Source organism: Plectonema radiosum NIES-515 (assembly GCF_025753815.1).
Classification (GTDB): Bacteria; Cyanobacteriota; Cyanobacteriia; order Cyanobacteriales; family Nostocaceae; genus Hassallia; species Hassallia radiosum_A.
Genome location: NZ_JAOWRF010000067.1, coordinates 1 through 23,801 on the forward strand (window position 1 = coordinate 1; position 23,801 = coordinate 23,801).

The 23,801-nt window shown below is 40.1% G+C and carries 20 protein-coding genes, 1 tRNA gene and 1 pseudogene; 5 read left to right on the plus strand and 17 right to left on the minus strand.

What is annotated here, in order from left to right; genetic code table 11:
* Positions 1–56 precede the first annotated feature (56 nt).
* From OGM63_RS04360 to OGM63_RS04375, 4 genes are all read right to left on the minus strand, one after another.
* Complete coding sequence (locus OGM63_RS04360) at positions 57–887, minus strand: phycobilisome rod-core linker polypeptide (protein ID WP_263744280.1); 831 nt, start codon at positions 885–887, stop codon at positions 57–59.
* 188 nt (positions 888–1,075) lie between these two features.
* Positions 1,076–1,564, minus strand: coding sequence for a phycocyanin alpha subunit (locus OGM63_RS04365; protein WP_263744281.1), 489 nt, complete (start codon positions 1,562–1,564; stop codon positions 1,076–1,078).
* Between the two features lie 54 nt (positions 1,565–1,618).
* Positions 1,619–2,137 carry a bilin-binding protein gene (locus tag OGM63_RS04370; RefSeq protein ID WP_263744282.1) on the minus strand — a complete coding sequence of 173 codons (519 nt, stop codon included), beginning with the start codon at positions 2,135–2,137 and terminating at the stop codon, positions 1,619–1,621.
* Between the two features lie 645 nt (positions 2,138–2,782).
* Positions 2,783–3,745: an RluA family pseudouridine synthase gene (locus OGM63_RS04375; RefSeq protein ID WP_263744283.1), complete on the minus strand. Its 963-nt coding sequence runs from the start codon at positions 3,743–3,745 to the stop codon at positions 2,783–2,785.
* A gap of 1,153 nt (positions 3,746–4,898) precedes the next feature.
* Between OGM63_RS04375 and OGM63_RS04380 the strand changes: the two genes are divergently transcribed.
* Complete coding sequence (locus OGM63_RS04380; RefSeq protein WP_263744284.1) at positions 4,899–5,987, plus strand: response regulator; 1,089 nt, start codon at positions 4,899–4,901, stop codon at positions 5,985–5,987.
* 335 nt (positions 5,988–6,322) lie between these two features.
* On the opposite strand, the gene cobA is transcribed toward OGM63_RS04380, so the two are convergent.
* From cobA to OGM63_RS04410, 6 genes and pseudogenes are all read right to left on the minus strand, one after another.
* A complete protein-coding gene (gene cobA, locus OGM63_RS04385; RefSeq protein WP_263744285.1) occupies positions 6,323–7,108 on the minus strand; it encodes a uroporphyrinogen-III C-methyltransferase in 786 nt (261 codons plus the stop codon).
* Positions 7,105–7,869 carry a sirohydrochlorin chelatase gene (locus tag OGM63_RS04390; protein ID WP_263744286.1) on the minus strand — a complete coding sequence of 255 codons (765 nt, stop codon included), beginning with the start codon at positions 7,867–7,869 and terminating at the stop codon, positions 7,105–7,107. Before OGM63_RS04390 ends, cobA begins: the two co-directional genes overlap by 4 nt.
* Positions 7,870–8,015: 146 nt before the next feature.
* Positions 8,016–9,191 (minus strand): RNA-guided endonuclease InsQ/TnpB family protein, encoded by a 1,176-nt coding sequence (locus OGM63_RS04395; RefSeq protein WP_263744287.1) that lies wholly within the window; start codon positions 9,189–9,191, stop codon positions 8,016–8,018.
* Positions 9,091–9,687: pseudogene (locus tag OGM63_RS04400) on the minus strand (IS607 family transposase). Before OGM63_RS04400 ends, OGM63_RS04395 begins: the two are co-directional and overlap by 101 nt.
* Positions 9,688–9,787: 100 nt before the next feature.
* Positions 9,788–10,471, minus strand: a complete 684-nt coding sequence (locus tag OGM63_RS04405) for a manganese catalase family protein (RefSeq protein ID WP_263744288.1) — start codon at positions 10,469–10,471, stop codon at positions 9,788–9,790.
* A gap of 266 nt (positions 10,472–10,737) precedes the next feature.
* Entirely contained in the window at positions 10,738–11,100 is a 363-nt protein-coding gene (locus tag OGM63_RS04410; protein WP_263744289.1) for a DUF4359 domain-containing protein, read from the minus strand.
* Between the two features lie 134 nt (positions 11,101–11,234).
* Here OGM63_RS04410 and OGM63_RS04415 point away from each other — a divergent pair.
* A tRNA-His gene (locus OGM63_RS04415) sits at positions 11,235–11,307 on the plus strand.
* 1 nt (position 11,308) lies between these two features.
* Here OGM63_RS04415 and OGM63_RS29730 read toward each other — a convergent pair.
* Positions 11,309–11,470: a TetR-like C-terminal domain-containing protein gene (locus OGM63_RS29730; protein WP_375340453.1), complete on the minus strand. Its 162-nt coding sequence runs from the start codon at positions 11,468–11,470 to the stop codon at positions 11,309–11,311.
* Positions 11,457–11,825, minus strand: a complete 369-nt coding sequence (locus tag OGM63_RS04420; protein ID WP_263744290.1) for a TetR/AcrR family transcriptional regulator — start codon at positions 11,823–11,825, stop codon at positions 11,457–11,459. The genes OGM63_RS29730 and OGM63_RS04420 overlap by 14 nt, the downstream gene beginning before the upstream one ends.
* Positions 11,826–12,076: 251 nt before the next feature.
* Here OGM63_RS04420 and OGM63_RS04425 point away from each other — a divergent pair, with 251 nt between their 5' ends.
* The gene (locus OGM63_RS04425) at positions 12,077–12,337 is read left to right on the plus strand and encodes a peptidoglycan-binding domain-containing protein (RefSeq protein ID WP_263744291.1); all 261 of its coding nucleotides are present in this window, start codon (positions 12,077–12,079) and stop codon (positions 12,335–12,337) included.
* A gap of 578 nt (positions 12,338–12,915) precedes the next feature.
* On the plus strand, positions 12,916–13,602 hold the full coding sequence (locus tag OGM63_RS04430) for a peptidoglycan-binding domain-containing protein (protein WP_263744292.1): 687 nt from the start codon (positions 12,916–12,918) through the stop codon (positions 13,600–13,602).
* A 190-nt stretch (positions 13,603–13,792) separates the two neighbouring features.
* Here OGM63_RS04430 and OGM63_RS04435 read toward each other — a convergent pair whose 3' ends face one another.
* Positions 13,793–16,204, minus strand: coding sequence for a sucrose synthase (locus OGM63_RS04435; protein WP_263744293.1), 2,412 nt, complete (start codon positions 16,202–16,204; stop codon positions 13,793–13,795).
* Between the two features lie 1,264 nt (positions 16,205–17,468).
* On the minus strand, positions 17,469–18,554 hold the full coding sequence (cax, locus tag OGM63_RS04440; protein WP_263744294.1) for a calcium/proton exchanger: 1,086 nt from the start codon (positions 18,552–18,554) through the stop codon (positions 17,469–17,471).
* 646 nt (positions 18,555–19,200) lie between these two features.
* Between cax and OGM63_RS04445 the strand changes: the two genes are divergently transcribed.
* On the plus strand, positions 19,201–21,894 hold the full coding sequence (locus tag OGM63_RS04445; protein ID WP_263744298.1) for a DUF3536 domain-containing protein: 2,694 nt from the start codon (positions 19,201–19,203) through the stop codon (positions 21,892–21,894).
* Between the two features lie 85 nt (positions 21,895–21,979).
* On the opposite strand, the gene OGM63_RS04450 is transcribed toward OGM63_RS04445, so the two are convergent.
* From OGM63_RS04450 to OGM63_RS04460, 3 genes are all read right to left on the minus strand, one after another.
* Entirely contained in the window at positions 21,980–22,171 is a 192-nt protein-coding gene (locus OGM63_RS04450) for a hypothetical protein (RefSeq protein WP_263744295.1), read from the minus strand.
* Between the two features lie 105 nt (positions 22,172–22,276).
* The gene (locus OGM63_RS04455; RefSeq protein WP_263744296.1) at positions 22,277–22,522 is read right to left on the minus strand and encodes an HNH endonuclease; all 246 of its coding nucleotides are present in this window, start codon (positions 22,520–22,522) and stop codon (positions 22,277–22,279) included.
* Positions 22,523–22,937: 415 nt separating this feature from the next.
* The coding region (locus OGM63_RS04460) for an acyltransferase family protein (RefSeq protein ID WP_263744297.1) at positions 22,938–23,801 on the minus strand (864 nt) is incomplete at its 5' end.

Sequence of the window (23,801 nt, forward strand, 5' to 3'; positions counted from 1 at the left end):
CCCCTTGTCTCCAAGTCGTCCCCCCTCTCCCTTTCCCCCACTCTCCCCCTCCTCTCCTACGCTTGGGAAATGTTGAGGATCTTCCCACCACGCTTGTGGATTTCTTGGTATGTGGCGGAGAGTCGGTCGTAGGATACGGTGTAAACTTGTACGCTACGACGCACTGCTACTTTAGAACCAATTCCACCAGCGATCGCTTGAATCACAAACATGCGAGAATCTCCTTTTGCAGCTCCAGTAATTAGCGTCGGTGCTGTTGAGGTAAAGCGACCACCCCCTGATGAAGGTGGCAGAATCATGTTTGCCAAATTCATCGAGATTTTTGACCGCAAGCGTGAATTTTTACGTCCCATTTGCGCGTTATCACTGTTTCCGTCACCGCGATAAAGTTCAAATATGCGGTTATATCCTACCGTCATCATTCCTGGAATTGATTGAAATCCACGGTAATAAGGAACGACAGAAGCACCAAAAGCATTTTCGTATTCTGTGCTGTAAATGTAAGACTCAATATCCGCATCGTAGCCACTATAAGCGTAAAGGTCTACATGAGCAGCAATTTCTGATTGCTCATAAGGAGCGCGTCCTAATAAGTGCTTGTAGTTCAGCTCAATAAAACGTCCTTGGGAATTACTGTAAAAAAAGCATTCCTTGTAAAATTCAGATTTTGCTAAAATCTCAATGAATTGTTGAACGTTGATTTTGCCGTTACGTAACAAAGCTTCAGCGCTAGTAAATTTTTGACTAGCATATACTCCTTGACGCCCAAAAACTTGTTCGTAAGCAGCCCGAAATACCACTCGCAAATCATCTTGGCTCCAATTTTGGCGAAGCTCAACTTTTTTGCCGATTAAATCTCTAACCCCTAGTCTTTCTGCAACAGTCATCTTGCTAATCGCTCCCTTGCAAAGATTTTTCTTATTAATAAAATTGGGTCTTTGAAATTACATAAAGACTGAACTTAATCAAGATAAACAATAGTGTTTGTAGTAGCGTTACACTACGATCAAACATTTAATTTTGTCTATCTAATTAATCAGTAATTATCTATTTCCAAAGACCCAAGAGTTTTGCCTTAGCTCAATGCGTTGATTGCATAATTGAGGTAAGTATTAGCTTCACCAGCGACGTCACCATTCAAACCATGATTGTCACGGACAAATTCTAAAGCAGCTACATACCAGCTAGGAGATAAACCAAGAGCGCTGTTGAGTTCGCTCAAACCTGCTACTACATATTCATCTAAGGGTCCAGTTCCACCGACTACACAGCAATAGCTGATGGTGCGGAGGTAGTGGTCGATGTCACGCACGCACTTAGATTTACCTTCGCTTGTAGAAGCGTATTGGGGCCCTTGCATTTGCGTGGTGTAGGGGAATTTTTGATAAACGTGATTGGCTGCTGCTTCCGACCATTTCTTACCATTATTAGAGAAAGCTTTTGCGGCGTCTAAACCTGCACGAGCGCGGTTGAAACGACCAAATACCGCTTGCATTTCGGTATTGCTCAGGTAAGATCCGCGAACATCTGCAGAAGCGATCGCTTCAGTCAATGGGGTTTTCATGATTCTTTTTTTCTCCGATAATTACTCAAAAAAATGCTTTGAAAAAACGCTTGCTTAACCAACTGCGGAAGCTGCGCGATCGAAATAGCTAGCCACTTCAGACATCAACTGACTGCAATCACCTTTGGTGATACCGTTGGAGTCATTGGCAATATTAAGTGCAGCTTCTTTCATTTTTTGAATTCCTGATGCTACTGCATCACCAGGAGTACCAAGTGCTTGATAAGTTTCACGCAAACCGTTCAAGCAGCGATCGTCCATTGCACTGGCATCGCCTGCTAATATAGAGTAGGTGACATAACGCAGAATAAATCCCATGTCGCGGATGCAAGCTGCTTGATTGCGGTTGTGGAAGCAAGCACCACCAGCATTAAATACTTGGGGACGTTCTGCAACTAAGCCGCGATAAGCATTCGCTACAATCGAGGAAGCATTACTCGTTAGTCTGTTGACTGCATCTAAACGCTTATTGCTATCACCAACCATTGATGATAATGCATTGATTTCGTCACTGCTTAGGTAAGAACCTTTTCTGTCGGCTTGTTCAACTACTCTGGAAAAAGCGTCAAGCATTTCTTAAATTCCTCGGAAAATTATGGCAGTTATTTTGTGGTTAAAAACAATTAACTCGTCATTGCCATTAATATAAATATGGCAATAATTGTACATAAAAAATACTTGTTGCACTGCATTAATTTGCAATCAAGTAATTTTAAACAACATTTTTTTGCTTGTTTAATTGCTTTTAAAACCTTGTTTGTATTTTATATATCGATTGAGTTCCTTTTTTGTTAAGTTTTTTCAATTTGTGTAAAATTCTACAGAATTTCGTGAAAATCCTTACCAGTAAGGGTTTGCTAAAATTAATTTCCTAAATACTTTACAATTGGATACTTTTCTTTACATCGCTTAATACAATCGTGTTTCTACTGTTTTTTGTAGTAATCAACAAATTAATAAACTCTAAGTCTTGTAGTCTGCTCAAGCGTTAGGGAGATTATATCAAGTGAATTTTGTATTTTATGTCACAAGTTTTCGTAATTTCTGTAGAGTAAAAATGCTCGCAAGCTCAAACTGCTTGTGTCAAGCTGAAATCCTTGACACAAGCGGTTCTTGTCACGATTTTCGGCAACTTTGATGCAGCAGCTATTTATAACTTTTTGTAAAGCTTAGTTAAGGAAAGTCGAAAAAATTTCTCAGATTTATCAGATTTTATCTCTAAGAGGAGATGGCAGCGCGTCTTCGGAGAACTTCCAAGAGAGTTGTGAAAGTTTGGGGAGGGGGTGCTGTCACTGAAATCAACTCTCCAGACAGCGGATGTTGTAACTTGAGTTGCCAAGCGTGCAATGCTTGACCGGGTAGGTTTACACCTACAGAATGATTAGAACTATAAATGGGGTCCCCGACAACCGGATGACCAATTTGAGCGCTATGTACGCGAATTTGATGGGTGCGACCAGTTTCCAGCTGGAAGTGGATTAATGTATAATTGCCTAAGCGTTCTAATATTCGCCAATGAGTGACGGCGTTGCGTCCACCTTGTTCAACGGGTACGATCGCCATTTTTTTCCGGTCTTGTGGATGCCGACCAATGGGGAGGTCAATTGTACCACTTTCAGTTTTCGGCGCACCGTAGACAATACCTAAATATTCTCGACGTGCGGTTTTGGCTTTGAGTTGCCCTTGCAGATGTTGATGAGCAAGTTCTGTTTTGGCGATCGCGATCGCTCCGGTTGTATCCTTATCTAATCGATGGACAATTCCCGGACGTTGCACACCGCCAATACCTGGTAAATTGGGACAATGAGCCAACAAAGCATTTACCAACGTTCCATCTGGATGACCGGGTGCAGGATGAACGACTAAGCCAGCAGGTTTGTTAAGAATTAATAAAGAATCGTCTTCGTAGAGAATATCTAAGGGAATATTTTCGGCTTGCAGTTTTAAAGGTTCAGCTTCTGGTATTTGTAGAGTAATGCGATCGCCTGCTTTGACATTTATCTTTTTAGATGTGCAGACTTTGCCGTTAAGTTGAAGTTGACCTTGTTCGATTAGCTGCTGAATGCGCGATCGCGATAAGTTTAATAGTTCTTGGGTAAGATAGCGGTCTAAGCGTACCCCGTTTTCTTCGACTTGTAAATTAAATTCAGTTTGGATGGAAGATGACAAGTGTGTAACCATTGCTATCAGTCTTTTGGGACTGGTGGTGTTATTAATTTTAACTTCATTGGCGATCGCCTGAACGCAACCAGAATGTTATTCTTTGGCAGATAGCAAAATAATCTCCACTAAACTGTTTTGATTTATACGCCTAATTTAATTAAGTAAAGATACTTAACTTATTATAATTGATCAAATATTTACGACTAATTAGATATTTCTTATTTATAGTTTCTTTACTTTATCCAAATTATTTTTACATGGTTTTTAACTGTTTTGAAAATTGTAGAGTAACGTAAATACTAGGACTAGGTTACTTACATCTACCATTTATCTGAAAATTTTCCTTTTTCAGATATGCACTATGGTTTTTGAGTTTCGCTACCAAGTTGAGAATTTGGTATTTATAATTCTCTAGGGTGAATACTCATCATCAAACAACTTAGAACATGTTTTGTGTACTGATGAAGAAATTGTCTTTTTCTAAGTTATTAGCCGCTGCATCTGATTACACTCCTCGCTACGTAAATTATCAGATAGCTCACTTTTATTAGGAGTTTGACATTTTTATTGCTAAAGCGAAGATATTGCCCAAACCTGGGAAAAAAGCTCTACAATTTAACATTTGGGTAAGATTTTCAACTTTCATAAACTACAGCATCTTATCGCCAATATCGAATACACGTAGAGACTATTCTGTGCTACGTCTCTACAAAGTTTTGGGTTTTATATATGTACTTTATTTACCTAAAATCTGCTGTAGATACGCAACGACGTGCAGCTTTACACTCTTAGTTGCCAGAAGTCCTGCAATGCTTGTGAGACAACTTGATAGGATAGGCAAATTTTGCTTTTTTTTTGCCAGAAAGTAAATTAAAATCTCACACCTCGAAACACGCTCCACAGCGTTATTCTAGCACAGCTATCAGTAGGGCTGAACCTCTATGTCGCGTTTAAGCTACTGTTAGATTAGCGAAAGATACAGAATGTACAATCTGATTTTTGGAATACTGTTAAATGGCAATAATTTGAGCCATTTCGCTATTTGGCAATAATAGCATGGCGTGTCTCTTCTATTCGCCCCCCAGTAACCATGACAATATACCTGTGAATTCCGGACAGGATATTGACCAATTTCAATTGCAAATATTAATTTTATATAAGAGCCGTAGCAATGAAGACACTTCCCATTAGTAGATACAGATTTTTCCAGAAGCTACAACCTTTATCTCTATTGACCAAAATTAGTAATAAGTCTGTTACTGGTTGTTTGCAAGTGTTCAGCACGACAGGTTCTTGGCTAATCTATATAGAGTCAGGTAAATTAACTTATGGTTGCTACTCAGATCGTGTCTTTGAGATGCTTTACAAAAATTTGCAGCGATTGAGTCAACATATTCCTGCTTTTCCTAAAGGAATTTACGAGCAGTTACGAGCAATATTTGAAACAGGTATTGATAATGAAGCAATACCGAATCCAGATTATCTAGCTATTTGCTGGTTAGTTAATCAAAAGTATCTTAGCCCAACGCAAGCGGGAATGTTGATAGAGCAATTAGCAATAGAAGTTTTGGAATCGTTTTTGAGATTACAAGAGGGAAGTTATGAGTTTACTCATGAAAGCTTTCTTGATGATATGCCAAAGTTCTGTCATTTGAATTTGCGATCGCTAGTCGAAAAGAGTCAAAAGCGAGCTTTATACCGCAAAAATACTCAGTCACAAGTTTCGGAAGCACAGCGATCGCAATTTTTACGCGAACTTCAAGCAAAACAATCGCAACAATTACCCAGACAAAACCACTATAAACCAGAAGAAAACCCTAACCATGCTTCACCTCGTGATTTTCACATTGCGGATAAGAGTAGAGAGCAAAACTATCAACAGTCAACAGAGAAAAAACTCTATAAAATCTTCTGCATTGATGATAGTCCCACAGTGTTGAATGCAATGAAAAGCTTTTTAGATGAGCAAATGTTTTCTGTTATTGCAGTTAACGAACCACTAAAAGCTTTAATGCAAATTCTCCGTGCCAAACCAGATGTAATTTTATTAGACATTGAAATGCCCAATTTAGATGGATATGAATTATGTTCTTTGTTACGGAAACATTCATATTTTAAAAATACACCTGTGATTATGGTTACAGGTAGAACAGGATTAATCGATAGAGCTAAAGCAAAGATAGTTAGAGCTTCTGGCTATTTAACTAAGCCTTTTACACAAGCAGATTTATTAAAAACTGTTTTTCAACACATTGTTTAATTTAGCAATCAGATTGTCAAGACGCTAAACTAACTTATTTCTCCTTGAAGATTTCAGGAGCGAGTATTGCTTGCTTTCATAAAATTCTGCCAATCAAAAGGTGCAGAATCTGATTGACAGTTCCACAAAACAATGAATTAAGCATTTTATTTCAAAGCAATAAAATGCTCACATTTCTCTAATTGAAGCTTTAAAATCGCAAAGAGGTAAAAAGTGGAATTAAATTATTACCTGGATGGATCTACATTATACCATCAAAAGTTCAAAAATTTCAATCAATCTTGGGCAATGGGTAATTGGGAACGTGGTAATTCCCCAATCCCCATTCCCAATTTTCAAACCGGACGAGAACCAGATAAAACGCTGTGCATATTAACCACGGCTCCAATTACAGCGATCGCTGGTGCTGTAAACTGAGTTTTCTCAACTTGAGAGACAATTGTTTTTAGCTGACCAATCAATTCTTCCTGTTCTGGTCTTGTACCCCAACGCACTAAAGCGATCGGCGTTTCTAAACTCAACCCGGCAGAGTGTAACTGCTCGACAATGTAGGGTAAATTGTGAATTCCCATGTAGATCACAATGGTTTCTGAACCGTGAGCGATCGCATTCCAATTTACCGCCGGTTGGTACTTACCCGCTGCTTCGTGACCCGTGACAAATGTCACTGAAGAACTATACAAGCGATGAGTTAAGGGAATACCCGCATAAGCTGGGGCAGCGATTCCCGATGTAATACCGGGCACAACTTCGGTGGATATCCCAGCTTTAAGTAATTCTTCCATCTCTTCGCCACCGCGACCAAAAATAAACGGATCGCCACCTTTTAGCCGCACGACTATTGCATTATTATGTGCTTTATCAATCAATAACTGCGTAGTTTCTGACTGTAATAAAGAATGTCGCCCCATTCGCTTACCGGCGTTTATTTTCTCTGTGTTAGGATTAATCATTGCGAGAATTGCCGGACTTACTAAAGCATCATAAATCACAACATCGGCACATTCCAACAAAGCTTTCCCTTTAAGAGTCATTAATCCCGGATCTCCGGGTCCCGCACCGACTAAATAAACTTTTCCCAAATATTTCTTCTGTTCTTTCTTGGTGTCTTCACGGTTCATTTGTTAATCAAATCCCAAATCAGATCGGCTAATTCTGCACTTGCTCCCAAAGGTTCAGCCAGTTGGAAACGCACAGCAGGGAATTGTAATTTTAACTCTTGTAAAGAGCGAGCGATCGCATCTGTGATACCGCCACAAAATAAAAAGTATGGCAAAATATTAATTTTGTGATAACCAGCACTCACCAACTCTTTTACTCGTGATTCTAAACTAGGAGCCACAGACCAATAACCAACTACTACACCCAAATTCGCTGCCATTGCTTCCACTTGCTTTTTAGAACCAGGACGACGGCTACCATGAGTTAAAATAATCCATCCTTGCTTATAACAATTGTCGTTGCTTTCAGCAATTTGCTTCGCTAACAATTGTTGTACACCAGCATGACTACCTAAATATGGTTGCAAAATTATCATATCTTCACCAAGAGCCTGTTGAGCCAAAGTCACTTCACGGGGAATATCTTCCATTACATGCACCCCAGGCAGCAGAAATAGCGGTAAGATTTTTAGGCGATTATACCCACTCGCTTTCAGCATTTTAGCAAATCTTTTAATCTGCTCGTGCAAAGGTTCAGGCTTCAATTCTAAGTATGCAGTACCTACCAATTCACATTTTGGCGGCGACACCACACCACCAATGATAGACTTTTGTAAGTTGCTTTCTAGCTTATTATTTACCAGTTTTGCTAATTGCTGCATAGCAATTTCCTGACGCGGATCGCGACTTCCGTGAGACACCAACAGATACGCATATGGCATTAGCAATCATTTACTCAAAGCGGAAATTTTATCTATTTTATCAAATTATTAAGTAGGGGAGACGCAAATCTAATTCGCGTCTCCCCTACCTTAACTATAAAACCTGCAAAGCTGATAAATTAACTTCTAGGATAATTCTGATACATTTACGCGACAGTTGTCTGGTCGTTACCGGACAATGTGACGATGGCGCTATTTCCTTCGTAGGAGATAGAGGCGGTATCCCGCAAAGCTTTCAGTAAAATACCGAAAGCACCGTTGAAATCCCTAGGAATTTCATAACCACATTCAGGGCATTTAAACACCTTGGAACCACCTAGATATGAGTGAACATGCCCACATTTAGTACAAGTCTTAGAAGTGTATTCTTCGGTTACATCAATAACTTGGCAGCTTCTAATGCTAGATTGATGCTTCAAAGTTTGTTTAAATCTGTAGTGCGCCCAAGTTAACATCGACCTAGCAGTTTTGGAACGAATCTTTCTACGTGCTTTGGCTACCATTTGGGAAGACTCAAAAGTAGGAAGAAATATGATTCGATAATTACTAGTTAGGTAGCAAGCGGTTTGTTTTTGGCACTCATCGACTAAGTTACGAATGCGGATTCTAATACGATGAGCCGCTTGTCTCATTCGTCTTTTTTGCTGTTTTGATGCTGACGAAATGCGACTCATTAAATCATCGAGGTGAAGGCATTGGCGAGTAATTCGCCCCATATCTCCACTTCCAAATTCTAAGAATTTATTACCATCAAACCCAGTCATAAATGTTCTTACGCCTGGATCTAGTGCAATAATCCCAGTTGACTTTGTGAGTTCTAAAGTAGCAGGGACGGGGAAAGTAGCAAACCAACGCCCTTTACAATAAATTAATTGTGTCCCTTGTTTGCAGTCAGGGATCTCTTCCGAAGCCTTAAAGGTTAATCCCTTAGTTAAAGAAGAATACCAAGTCCCTTTACTGAAATTAGAATCGTTAAATTTAATAGCTTGAGAATAATCTCTAATACTACGAAACTTAGCATCAATGCTTGCTTTAAATGCGCGATGAGCATCAAAAATAGCATTCTGTTTAATGTGGCAAGGTGTTTCTTTTACCCATTCAGGTAGTTCTCCTCCCATTATTTCGTTTCGCAATTCTAGCTTGCTTAAACGTTTTTCTCGCTGCAATGCTATTCCTTGATTAAAACAATAGCGACATGCTGCAAGCCATTTCCGCCAAACTTTATTTAACTCCTGAGTGGGGTAAATCCTTATCTTCTTTGACTTGAGACTTATATTTTCGCAAGTACAAGAGTCGGCTGCTAAAACAGTGGAGGATCGCAAGGATATCTTCAACCATTTCTTATTCTGGACTAAGGTTTGTTTCGTTGAGTACCACGAGTTCGCACCTGTTTTGCTCACAGAGCCATTTGAACAAGTCAAAGCCAAATCTTGCCAATCTGTCTTTATGGGCAACGACAACCATTCGGACATCGCCTTTGAAGATTCGTTCCAATAAGGAAAGAAGTTTTTTGCGCTTGAAGTTAAGACCGCCTCCAATTTCGCTACAGACTTCTGCTTGCGGGTAGAGGCTGCTGAGATGGGCAACTTGTCTATTGAGGTCGGGTTGCTGCGCGCGACTACTGACTCTGGCGTAGACAACGACAACTCTGTTATCGGTTGTGATTGTTTTAGCCGCGAATCCATCAACGTTGTATCTTCTTTGTCCTGATGGAGTTTTAATTGCTTCGATTTTTCCTGATTCTTCCCAGCGTCGGAGCGTTCTTTCATTAACTCCGAGAATGTTTGCCGCCTTCTTCGGTGGGACGTACCTGACAATAGCTTTTTCCTCAATTATTGGTTTATTATAGCCATTGTCCGGCATTGTCCCAGGAATTAGTTATTTATTCCATTCTCTCTTTTTTTCCCAGAAATTAAAACTATTTTGCCGCACCTGGGTCAGCAACGTAACGGAAAGTAGGTTCCGAGTTCCAAGGACCGCGTTCATCCTTACCGTTGGTAGACAAGTTATAGTAAATATCCACAGTGCTGTCTGGCTGGATATTTCCAAAGAACGGGTCAGTTAATTTACCCAAAGACTCCAGTGCTTTCATAAACATTTGGGTATGAGAAATTTCTCGTGTTAACAGATGAACGAGGGTGTTTTTCGTTCCTTCATCAGTAGCTAATTTAATCAAGGCTTCATAAGTTTGACGTGCCCCAGCTTCAGCACCAATATTAGCTCGCAAATCGCGCACTACATCGCCACCTTCATTCACATAGTTGGCACTCCAAGCGTTCCCTTGACTATCTAACAAGTGTGGTCCCATACCCCGCACTGCAAACAAAGTGCTTTTGTAAGCTTCAGTTTGATCAACATTTTTGGTGTGAATTTCAATCAATTTACCCACCATTTCTAAGTGACCAAACTCTTCTAATGCAATATCTTGCAGCATATCGCGAATACTGGGGTCTTCGCAATGAAAAGATTGAGTCCAGTATTGCAAAGCTGCTGTTAATTCACCAGTTGCACCACCAAATTGCTCTAAAAGGAGTTGAGCAAAGCGTGGATTTGCCTCTTTGACATCAACAGAATGAATCGGGTCTTTTTTGTGAAAAAACATCAGCATTTTCCTCTCTTTTTATCACATATTCCGGCATTTCTAATGGGAATTTTTTATTCAACAATTCCCATTAATCTGGAAATGCTCGGCACACATCCAATCATGTTAGATATCACAGCCAATCTTTACCTGAACCTTGAGAATGACTTACTTGATAAGCATCTATAACCAAAGTTTGATTTTGCCAAATAGAAAATGGAAATAAAAATAACTTTAAGATAAAAAAGCGTCTTGAAAGCAAAAAGCAAGTCCCTGACGCTTCTTTTCTAGTGCCGTTCGGCGCTATAAGTATAAAAGCTTTCAAATGCTCCTACACTTTCAAATGTATAAGAAGGCAGCCATGAATTCAGTTTTAAATCTGTACGATAAATACTAAAAATCAGAAAATCTTGCCGTTCCGTTGTCCCTGCAACAAGTTCGCGCACTTGTGGACTAGCTGAGTCTACTAGTTTGTCGCAATCTAATTTAATCAAATTTTCTAACGTCTTTGGTGTTTTTTTGCACACATCGCTTTTTAAGTATTTTGTCAACCGTTGCATGGCATATTCTTCATATTCCGCTTGACTGGGATTTGTCTTCGCCATTGCCACTCCCAAGGCAACTAGTCCTACTGCCCCGACATATGTCATAATACTTGAGAGTCTCATTTTTCCGTTGCCTGTTAATCACTGTGGTCTCTTGACTCTAGATTAACTGACTCCGTTCCTTAAACAAAAACTCTGGACTAATTCGCCGGGGCTATGTTATAATGAACAGAAGGATGGCGAGCGTAGCCAAGTGGTTAAGGCAGTGGTTTGTGGTACCACCATTCGTGGGTTCAATTCCCATCGTTCGCCCTTATTTGAGAATAAGACCAACAGCACGGCGAATGTATGCTTCGACTGGTTCAACCTTAGGCATGAATACCAGCGCGTAAAGCATGATTCCGCTCATTAGGTCAAAAACTAAGTCACTGTCTGTATCAGCGTGGATTTCATTTCTAGCTTTAGCTCGTGCGATCGCAACCTGAAAAGCTCCTTAGTCGTGGTAAAAGGTATTTTGTCCAATAAACTTGGGCAAATTGCGGACTGCTGGAAGCCGCACTGATAATCATCGCCAGAATTTGACGACCCAAAGGTGTGAGGGTAGTCTTCACTGCAATCTCAATAATGCAGTCTATATCGCTCGAAAGGGTGCCTGTATCAGGAATTTCAATTTCTTCGCGAACACTTTCAATCGCGTCAGCCACTAATTCTTCTTTAGAAGCATACCATCGATAGATTGTGGTTTTGCCAACACCAGCCGATCGCGCGATCGCATCAATACAATTGCGATCGCGCTCTTTTTCTTTGATTACCTTAGAAATGTCCGACAATAATTAAAGCCGAATTGAATCCAAAAGCTTTGCAAACTAAAGAATTAGCTTTATAGCGTTTCCTAGTCTGCTGAGGTATCTCTTGTTTATCTGTCTTCCGAAGCGATTAATTCAATATTCTGTACCTCATGAATGTGGGAATCGCTATATAAACTTGGTAGTTATTTACTTTCTTGAGATACAGAGGTAAATTTTCCCTAATCCCGATAAAGTGGAATGAAGGAGAAACAGTTTGATAAAGAATTCAGGACATGGAAAATTTCGCCGATCAAGCACAACCTTTGAAATTGCAAGCTGCCGCTATTCTCCGTTTACCAACTCTCAATTTTGGTGACTCTGGTGACTCTGTAAAAGTCTTACAGCGGCTGTTATTACAGAATGGCTATCCTGTTCAAACTGATGGAAATTTTGGTGCGTTAACAGAAACAGCCGTCAAAGCCTTTCAAAGTCAGCACAACTTAACTGCGGATGGAGTAGTCGGTTCCAGAACTTGGCGTGAATTGACAAGTTAGTTAACAATTCGCGCATTCACGCATTCAAAGTTATTAACCCATCAATCAAATAAGAGGTTAAGAATTAGGATGTGTTGTGTTTTATAATAAAATTAAAACACAATTATTTATTTTCTGATTAATATTTAAAATTTCTGATAAAAATCTTCTTCACCTACCACCCATAGTGCATGAAGGCAGAAGTGAGGAAAGCTTATTTTACAAGCTTTTCCCTTTTTGCTTTCCCCTTTGGGAGTGCAAGAAGTTTATTGATAGGTAATAGGTTTGACAGAATTATTTTGCCAAGAGCAGATAAAATTGCACAAAGTTTAATAATCGACTTATTAGACAATAGTGACGAATTTAGAGATTTAGGGATAAAAGGAAGTGAGACTTTCTAGACCAGACTTGTATGTGAATAATCGACTTATCCGTCTATCCCACATTTTTTTGAGCCAGATATTACAAGTGCAAATACTTAATAAATGATTTTATCGCCAAAATAATTACATTTTTTTAACTTATAGCTACGCATTATTCCTGAGGAACAACTATTTTGTCTGTCAAGGGAAATATGGGTGTTAGTAAAATGAAATACGATGAGTCATATTGGTCTGCTGATGACCGGTGTCTTAACAACAGGACAACCGTCTTTGCCCAAGTTACCCGTACAGCCACCATTTCAGTCAGACAAGCTGGTGCAGAAGTCAACAGAGGAGCGATCAAATGATGTCGTTGCCGCTACTGAAATCACACCACCGGAATTCATACAGCTAGATGGTAATCTCAAATTCGCCCACTCACCGCTGAACAAAGAGCAGCAAAATATACTAAATAATTTGACGGAAAAAATTAAGTCCATACAATCTAAATTTTTGCATGTAGGAAAAGACACTAGTGTAGAAGGTTGGACGTTGGGGGAAATTTCAGTTGTCGCTGCGGTGAATTCTCTGATTTTAAAAGAAGATGGACAAAGTACTGATGAGTTAATTATTGCGCGTTCACGAAGTGTCTCCATTCGCGCAGCGTCTTTGCGAGGAGAAGGAGAATCGCAAAAGCAAAAACTAAAATTTACTAACCAAAATCTGCCAACTCTCGCTTTTGCTAGCTCAGGTGTTTCTGTCAAAGTTTTGCAACGTCTATTATTATCTAACGGCTATGCTGTTCGAGTTGATGGAGTTTTCGGTGCGCTGACAGAAAGTGCTGTCAAAGCTTTTCAAAATCGACGCAATTTAATTGTAGATGGGGTTGTTGGTTCTAGAACTTGGCGCGAATTAACTAAATAGTCAAAAAGTCAATAGTCAATAGTTAAAAAGTCCAGAGTTTAGAGAGAAAAGATTAACTATATTAATGACCATTGACCATTAACTCTCGTAGAGACGTGACCGTGGAAGGTCTCTACCGCACCTCTGGTAAAGACGTGACCGTGGAAGGTCTCTACCGCACCTCTGGTAAAGACGTGACCGTGGAACGTCTCTACCGATGCTTATGCTGTTCTAAAATTTCTTGCGCTCTTGGCTTGTAAATCAAATAAAACAAAGTCTCAAGGTAGCGCAATAAATCCTCCCGATTTTCCTTAGAATTAAAGTTCCAGAAGCCATAAATTCGTGCTAATGATAGCAGCTTGGTAGTGTGAATTTTCCAAGTGTAGGTGGTGTAAACTCGGTTAATAGCTTGCTGGGAAATTTCATTCCAATAGTTCGGATTTTGTTGGCATTTTAGCACAAATTCAATAATTTTATCGGCAGTCTCTTCTAAATTTGTGGGGTTAATATAAAAGCCATTAACTTTATTTTGGATAATTTCCAAAGGACCACCAAACTGAGTAGCAAAAGTTGGCAATCCGGAAATCATTGCTTCCAAAATAGTCAAACCAAAAGCTTCAAATAAAGCTGGCTGGACAAAGACACCTTGATGGTCGGCAATTACTCGGTAAACTTCACCAGATTGACCTTTAGACAAGCGCACACCTAACCAACGAATCTTGCCATGAAGATTGTATTGCTCGATGATGTTGTAGAGTTTGATAATTTCGTCGCGTTCTTCGTTGTCACCTGATTCTTCAACTAGCAACTTACCTGCGATTAAAATTAAGTTGAAATGCTCTTGCAATTCTGGACTTTTACCAAAGCATTCAGCTAAACCTGTCATATTCTTAATGCGGTCGAGACGAGCCATTGAAAAAAGCGGAGGCTTGTTGGGGTCGTGGAGTGTGCCAAATATCTGTGAGGAGTCCTCTAAGGTAAAGAGCATTTCTTCAATTTTTAGGCGATCGCTCTCTACGCGGTCTTCATGACGGGTGTAGGGGAAATAGGCATTTTCATTTACTCCCGGTGGTACTACATTAAACTTGGGACTAAATAATTCAATTCCATTCACCACATGATATAAATCTGGCATGGTGAAGCATTTGTAAGACTCATATTGTCCGACACTATCGGGCGTACCGACAATTTCTTGATAGGTGCTGCTGATGATAAAATTTGCAGCATTCATCGCAATTAAATCAGCAGTAAACTGCAAGGAAAAATGATATTTGTCTTCCAAATCTTGCCAGTACAAGTTACTAAACAAATATTTAGACTTTTCTAAAGCGTGGGCAATATTACACTGTGTTACTTTCAAACGTCGCGCTAAAAGAAACGCTACTAAATTTCCATCACTATAGTTACCCACAATTAAGTCAGGTTTCCCTTGAAATTCTGCCAGCAATTCTTTTTCCGAATCAATAGCGAAAGTTTCTAGATAGGGCCAAAACTCAAATCGAGAAATCCAGTTTTGCGTCATGTTAGGATTAAATTCCCGCAGAGGAACGCGCAAAATCCAGGCATTTTCGGTGCCATAAACTTTTTCTAAACGTTGGTTACAAAGAGTGCCATCACTGTTGGGTATTAAGCGGGTGAGGATAATTACTTTTGGCTGGACATTGAGTTTTTCTAAACCAGCTAAAATGGCATCTTCTTGTAACTGCTGTTCGAGATTCTTTGCTTGGTCGAGGACGTAAACTACCTGACCACCGGTATCGGGACGCCCTAAAACTCCTTCTTGTCCAAACCAACCGTGGGCAGACACCAAGACGATTTTAAAAATCATCGGGATGCGAGAGATAAAGGCTTCTAGGGTTTGGGGGTCAGGAGAGTCGATTAATTCATCGAGAATTTCTAGAGTTTCGCGCACCCTAGAAGCGGTGTTACCCCAACCCGGTTCAAAGCCCATCATTTGCAATTGAAACCGGAATTCTTCGTAGGGTTCATGAGTTTGGCGATCGCTGACAAATCCGATAGCTTTCTTAACTTGTTCGGAAAGTTGCTGAATAGTTTGAATGTTGTTATTGATCAGCAGTTGGATGCCGTTGTAGTGGTGCAAACGCAAGAAATTAAATAAGCCTTCTAGCCATTGCTTCGAGTCTTGGAACAACTTGCTGGAGAGATAACGGTTGAGGTACTGCACCCCTTTGCCAATATTCTTCGGGTCGCGAATTGTCGGGGTGTAGTCGTAAAATGGACCGAAATCCAATTCTAGCAGGTGGCCTTCGTTGGGATGAAATCGGTTTACGAGGCGATCGCGTAGATCCAGAAGTTCCTCCACCGATATCGATTCCACACTCAAGTCTTCTGTCACCCGATAAACTTCTTGGCTTGCTATTTGTGGACGAAAAATGAAACAAAGATTTGTATTATCTTGAATAATTTCCTGAGTATAGTAAATTAGTTTACCTAAGAGCGAAAAAGACTGCTCTTTCTGGTATTTAGAGCAAAATTCACTATACACATTCAGGATGTCATTTCGTAGTAAATAGCCCTTTTCTTGGCTGCGTAACTCGCTAAGAAAGGAACGAAAATCGCTTTTTTCTTCACTGTTCAACACTGCATGAATCAATTCAGACATGGGAACCCCACTTCTCGATTTTTTATTTGAGCTTTTGTTTAGATTTGGACTGGATAATGCCTAACAAGTCAAAAAAAAGCAGATTGTTCCTTTTTCCTTTGACCTGTTGTGTTTACCCATCAATTTCATCACCTTTCTACGGATATCTTATTGCTGAACAAATTTCCCTCTAACTAAAGACGTACAATTTGAGATTTTTTCATTAGACATAGGAGTGAAAATTAAATATGCATTGTCCAAACCCCAAGAGACGTAGCACAGAATCGTCACAATAATTGTTTTCCACTCCTATGTCTATTTCGGGTAAAAATTTTCTCAGTGTCAAGTAGCCCAAGAACTATTTTGGGAGATACTCACAAGCCGAAATATTTGTGATTATTTGTGACAATTATCAAGTTAAATTTATAACGTGCCTGCCACAATTTTGCCACATCACCCACTACTAATTAACAAGCATTGTTAATTTGATGAGCAACTAAATTTTAACAGTTTAATTGCTGAGTATTAATGCTTGTTTTTATATTTGAGTCCAGAAAAGCTATTTTCAACAGGTCGGGATTGGGGACGCTTGGACTAGGGAAGAAATTATTTGAAGATATGTATTGCGATGAATACCAATACATATCTTGACTCTTTTCCCAGTCCAAGCGTCCCTAATCTAAGCGTCCCCAGTTCAATCATTACCCGCACTTATGAGAAAATTATTAATTTTTATTTACTGATAAAAGTTAACATTATTGCAAGTGAATATACTCAAAAATTTGAACTTAAATGAATTAAAATCAACTTTTGGATGTTAACTAGAAAAAGCCCGATTCAATGTGTTTATAATTTCAGCATCAAGTCGTAGAAATCGGATTGATTCATATGGCTGTAAATACACAAAAAACAACATCTGACCACAGTGTAGGCAACATAGTTATTATCTCCTTGCTTGCCTTCTGTGGATTGACCGTTATCTTTTTGCTGGGTCTTTTTTAACTAAAAATTCAAGTAGTCAACACCCTATAAAGGTGTCGCTATACAAACGAAGCCCCCGATTAGGCAAGCTGGAATCTCATAAGGAGCGTTCGCTCCTTGGGTGTGGTAGACAATGCGGGCTTCGTTCATGTAGCCCCAGGCTTCCAGCCGGAGGTGGGTATATATTTACACCCAAAATTTACAGAAATAAAAAGCGATGTCGTCAGACATCGCTTTTGATATTTAACTAATTTTTTTCTAGGGTAGTAATTTTTAATTTTCCCGTAGGGAGTTGACGTTACAACTAACCCATGCCATCGATTACGGGATGAAAGTAGAAAGCGAACCCCAACACTGTATAAGCGGCTAATAGCAATGTACCTTCTAGCCAATTAGATTTCCCATCAGAACTAATGCTATTTGCAATTAACACCGATACAGTCACAGCCACTAATTCAAAGGGATTAAAATTTAAATCCATCGGCTGACCGAATACTCGGCCTGCGATCACTAAAACAGGAGCGACAAACAAAGCAATCTGCATACTCGATCCGACAGCCACGGAAACAGAAAGATCCATCTTATCTTTCATCGCTACAGTAACTGCGGTAGCATGTTCAGCAGCGTTACCAACGATGGGAACCAAAATCACCCCTGTAAACAGTGCCGTCAAACCCAGCTGCGATGTGGCTACTTCTAAAGAATCTACCAGCATTTCTGACTCAAGCGCCACTAAAAGAGTACACGCTAGGAGGACTCCAGCCCACAACCAAATATTCGGCTTAGTATGAGAAATTTCCTCTGACTCGACTAAACCCACTTCATAAAGATAAGCGTGGGTTTTCATGGAAAATAGCAGCGTTAGAGCGTAAACCACGATTAATACTATTGCCACCGCAAGGGAAAAATTTTCTACGGTTTGTTGACTAATCCCAACAGAAGTAACGTTCATCGCTGTTGGCAACAAAATCGCAATCACTGCCAAATTCATAGAAGATGCATTTACCCGCGCTACAATTGGCTGAAATGTCTGTTCCTTGTAGCGAAGTCCTCCTAAAAACATAGAAAGACCCATTACAAGTAGTAAGTTGCCAATAATCGAGCCGGTTATACTGGCTTTGACTACATCCACCAGCCCAGCTTTCAGGGCAATTATAGCAATGATCAATTCTGTGGCGTTACCGAAGGTGGCGTTTAATAATCCTCCTAGGGTTGGACCAACTACCACAGCAATTTCTTCTGTAGCTGTACCCATCCAAGCTGCTAAGGGCAAAATCGCTAGTGCTGCGGTGATGAAAACTATCAACTCTCCCCACTTGAGGAATTGGGCTGCTAAAGAAACGGGGATAAACAACAATAGAACGAGAAAGAGAATGTTTTTAACAGACATTTGTTACCTAAATTCAACGGTTCAATCATAAAGGAGTGCTGGGTTATCCGGAAATCGAGGATTAGGAATGAAAGTTGTTGGTTGTCAAATACCACTAACCACATAGAGACGCTAGCAACATCGCGTCTCTAGTAACCACTTTCACTCAGCACCTCCAAAGACTAGATTCTAGGATACTCTCTGGGAGTGCGCTAGAACGGCTCAGAGATTCTACTGTTTCCACTTTTTGGCTAGATATGTAAAATTAAATTGCAATTTTTGAAGTTTTCGCAATCTTTCGTTACAAATTTATCAATTTCAGCCCGGATGTGACATAAAAAATGGGGTTTAATATAATTTAAAAGACAATTAAGTTTTTTCGGGCTGCAAATCAAATAACCCGTTAACTAAGGCTTTTGATAATGGATAATTTATTCATGCCTGCGGTTCGGCTGAAGTTTGAGAAAGCAGATGACCGGCAAGACTAAAGTAAAATGTCAAAAATTAGCAAGATTTTTCGTAAGTTTTTATACTGGTCGCAGTGAAGATGGCGCGGTAATGATTATTGCATAGATATTTCGATAGCACAATTGTAATTTTTAGTGATTCAGGATAAAGATACATGACTTCAGCTGCTGAAATGCCAGCTATTACTGGCTCAAGATCGATGTCAAACCAAAGTACTGCATACACCCAGGAATCCGATCCATTGAGAACGGCTAGCGGTGTTTACGTAGCTATACACGGTCATTTTTACCAACCGCCACGGGAAAACCCTTATTTGGATGCGATTGAACGCCAACCTAGTGCGGCACCTTTCCATAATTGGAATGAACGGATTCACTGGGAATGTTACCGCCCGAATGCCTTTGCAAGGGTGTTAAACAACCGAGATGAAGTAGTGGGGATCGTAAATAATTACGAGTATTTCAGCTTTAATATTGGACCGACGTTGATGTCGTGGCTAGAACGCCATGATGTGGAGGTTTATCAACGGATTTTAGAAGCGGATCGTTCAAGTTGCGATCGCCTCAACGGTCATGGGAATGCGATCGCGCAAGTATACAATCACATCATCATGCCTCTGGCGAACGATCGCGACAAACAAACCCAAATCCACTGGGGTAAAGAAGACTTCCGATCCCGCTTTGGACGCGATCCCGAAGGTATGTGGCTAGCAGAAGCTGCCGTAGATTACGCAACCTTAGAAGTTTTAGTTGCGGAAGGCATTCGTTTTATCGTCCTAGCACCTTCTCAAGCACAACGTTGTCGTCCCCTACCAAATAACGAGAATCCGCACCCAGAATGGTACGAAGTCGGCGGTGCTCAAATTGATTCTACCCGCCCATATCGTTGTTATTTAAAAGGGGATTGGGGACAAGGGAGCCAGTCGCGTGCGGAGGTGTCCTCCGTTGAGCGAACTGGCGTGACTAGGGACGAGGGACTGGGAAATGCCGATGCCCAATTCCCTCCATATATCGATATCTTCTTCTACGATGGTCCGATTTCGCGGGATATGGGTTTTAGTGATGTGGTTTACAATTCCAGTCGCTTTACAGGACGCATCGGTTCAGCGGTGCGCGGGGATCATCGCTCTGCACAGTTAATTTCTGTAGCGACGGATGGAGAAACCTTTGGACACCACAAGAAAGGAACTGAGAAAACTCTCGCTTACGCCTTTATCGAAGAATTTCCCCGTCAAGGTTGGACAGTAACGAACTTTGCCCACTATCTCAGTTTAGAAGCACCAACTTGGGAAGTGCAATTAAAGCCAGTCACAGCATGGAGTTGCGCCCACGGTGTCGATAGATGGCAAGATGATTGCGGTTGTGGTGGTGAAGGTGGAGTTTGGCATCAAAAATGGCGGCGTCCGTTGCGAGATGCGCTAAATTGGCTGCGGGATCACTTAGTTGAGGTGTATGAAGAATATGGCAGACAGCTTTTCGACGATCCCTGGCAAGCGAGAAATGAATATATTGAGGTGATGCGCGATCGCTCTCCAGCGAATATTAACCGATTCCTCAGCCGCCATCAAACCCACAAACTGACCGCCGTAGAACAAGTAGACGCATTACGGCTTTTAGAAATGCAGCGTCATGCAATGCTGATGTTTACTAGTTGCGGTTGGTTTTTTGAAGAAATTTCCCGCCCAGAAGGAACGCAAATTATGCGCTATGCGGCGCGGGCAATGGAATTGGCAGGGGATGTGGCAGGTGTACAGTTAGAAAAAGATTTTGTCAAACGCCTTGGTTTAGCCCCCAGTAACGTTGAGACATTCAAACATGGTGGCGAAATTTATCGCCAATTAGTGCTAACAGCGCAAATCAGCTTTAAGCAAGTAGCGGCACATTACGCGATTACTTCATTATTTGGGAATGGCGATCGCAAACCGACAGAAACGCGCAATTCTTCCTGCAAACTTCCGTATCCTTCCCAGAAGCGAATTTATTGCTACACAGTAAATGAGCTAGATTACCAAATGCAACGCATGGGATCGCTAACTTTGGCGATAGGACAAATAAAGCTGGTGTCAGAAATTACCTGGAAAAGCGAACATTTAGTTTTTGCTGTGTTGCATTTGGGAGGCTGGGATTTTCATTGCTGCATTCAAGCTTTTGAGGGCAGACGTAATTACAGCCAGTTAAAAGAAAAGCTGTTTGCAGCGCTGGAACAAGCGAGTGCGGCGCATATTATCTTGGCGATGATGCAGTTGTTTGGCGAAGAACCTTTCAGCTTGCAGAATTTATTCGCTGAGGAACGCCATCGAATTATGCGGTTGTTGAGTCAGGAAACACTGTCACGGTTGAATGAGCTTTATACTCAAACGTATAGGGAAAATTACGGAGTGATGATGGCATTCCAACGGGATCAACTGGAAGTACCGCAAGAGTTGCAGGTAGCAGCAGAGATTGCATTAGGGCATCGGTGTATGATGACATTGCGATCGCTTGAGCAAGACATCGCCGAGCCGCAATTAAGCGCGAATCATTTGGTAGAATTAGAGGCGATCGCCAAAGAAGCCAAACATCTGCATTGTCGGTTGAATATTCATGACGGCAAGGTAATGTTAGAGCAATTGATTTTGCGATCGCTTTGGCAATTATTGCACGATCCCAACAGCACATTCGATGCAGATATCCAACGCTTGGAAAGGTTGATCGATATTGGCTATGACATGAACATCGGTATTTCTCTGGAGCGATCCCAGGAATTATACTTTAGCTGTTTGCACAGTCAAATATTACCGCATTGTGCGGCTGCGATCGCTAGTGGCAAAGATACTCATCAATGTCGGCATTTGTTGAAGTTGGGAGAAAAGTTAGCTGTTGATGTTAGTCTTTGGTTGGGTCAATTAGGATAATCTCACGCAGAGGCGCAGAGGCGCAAAGGAAGAGGGGGATAAGGAAGAAATTTCTGTATGTTCCTTGTCTCCCCCACTCCCCTAGTTAAATGTGACGGTGAATACTTTTTGAAGAGGCTTTGCGATCGCAATGGTAGGGATAAAGCCACTCACATTTGAAGAGTCCGTGGCTGTATTTTTCAAAAATAGTACCGGCATGTATTCCTGGTGCTAAATCAATCCCGGCTTTTGTTTTTATCTCGTATAGCTTGGGAAAAGCTGCTATTAAAACAGCCATAACTGCAAAAAACGAAAAGAAAAGAGTTGTAACTTTGGAAACTTTTTGGGAGTTACTGTTAAGGTTTTTAGACATATTGCCAAGAAACTAACAGTCAATATTACCTTATAAATCAAAATGTCGCCGAAAGCGGTGATCAGTTTTGTCTGTTTTTTGGAGGTTGCAGGGAAAGCAGAGGGTTTGTAAGTTACTGATGTCATTTTGACCACCATGAGCGAGGGGGATGATATGGTCAATAGTGAGGTCAGTTTCGTCATTTCCTTTACCACAACTTTGACATTGATATTTGTCGCGTTGAAATACGTATTTCCTCACCTCTGGGGGGATGCGAATGCGGGGAGTTTTACTCATGTGCTGACTTCGTTTATCATGCGACGGATGTCATCAAGGGGTGATTCAGGTTCAGTGATTTCTAAATCGTATCCGTTGAGGGGGGCGATCGTCAGAAAAACCCCTGTCTGAATTTTTGGTGTGCGATCGCTCCTCTGTAGGAGATCGTTAGAAAAACTCCTGTCTCAATTATTGATCCAGTTCACAGGAGTTGAAACGCTACTGTGAAAAATAGGTATATGTAGATGGTAGATTAAGAGGCATGGATGAAAACTGCCTCGTAAATTAAATTATAATCATTTTTGGCTCAATTTCATGCTTTTTATCAAACAAATGCTGAAATTTGGCTATTTTATCAATAAAATGTCCTTTTCAAAACATTGTTAGCTATACCGTAAAATACAGCACACAACAAGGTAGAAAACAATAAAATATATCACTTTTGTAACTGTGGTAAAGTCTTTTGTCTAGCAAATGGAAGCTCAACTAAATAGTAGGTGACAGTTGCTAGCACAGTTGATAAAATCAGTGTTGCTATTACTCTCTTATAAAATGCTTCTATTGGAATACTTGAGGTAAAGATAGGAGTAATTTTTTCAACTAGTGGAAAATGCCAAATATAAACTCCATATGATAAATTCCCAAATACTTCTAAAATTCGGATGGGATTTTTTAAAATTGAGCAAAATGACAATTTTTCGTTATTTTTTACATGATAGATATCTGATTCAAATGTCAATACGAAAAAAGCTGTAATTAATGCAGTTATTGGTTGTAAAATAAAAAATGATGTAGCAGTTCTAACACCTTTACCGTTTCTTTCTGGTAAATTCCATAATTCTTGATGATATGAGTGACGTGCTGTAAATAAATATAAAAGAATTAGCAAAATTACAGCTATATATTTTTTATGTAAGTTTTTAATTATAAATTTATGGGTAAATTTACTTTGTTCTAAAGGCTTATACTTCAGCCAAATATTTACGAAGAAACCACAGAGAAAATAATCTAAATTTGTAATTAATGGAGTGTAAGAATATTTAATAAAGTAAGTTATTTTCTCAGATATTTCGTTTCTAAATAAAATCCAAAATATTAAACGAATAATAAATGTTATGATTAAGATTAAGATACCTGATAAAAATGCTTGATTTGGTTTGACTAATCGATATTTTAAAAAATTATATATAAAAGGAACAACAAGATAAAATTGAACTTCTGTTGAAAGTGACCAGAAAACTCCGTTAAAATTTAATCCTGCCTGTGTCTGTAATGAATGTTCATATGTAAATGTACATAC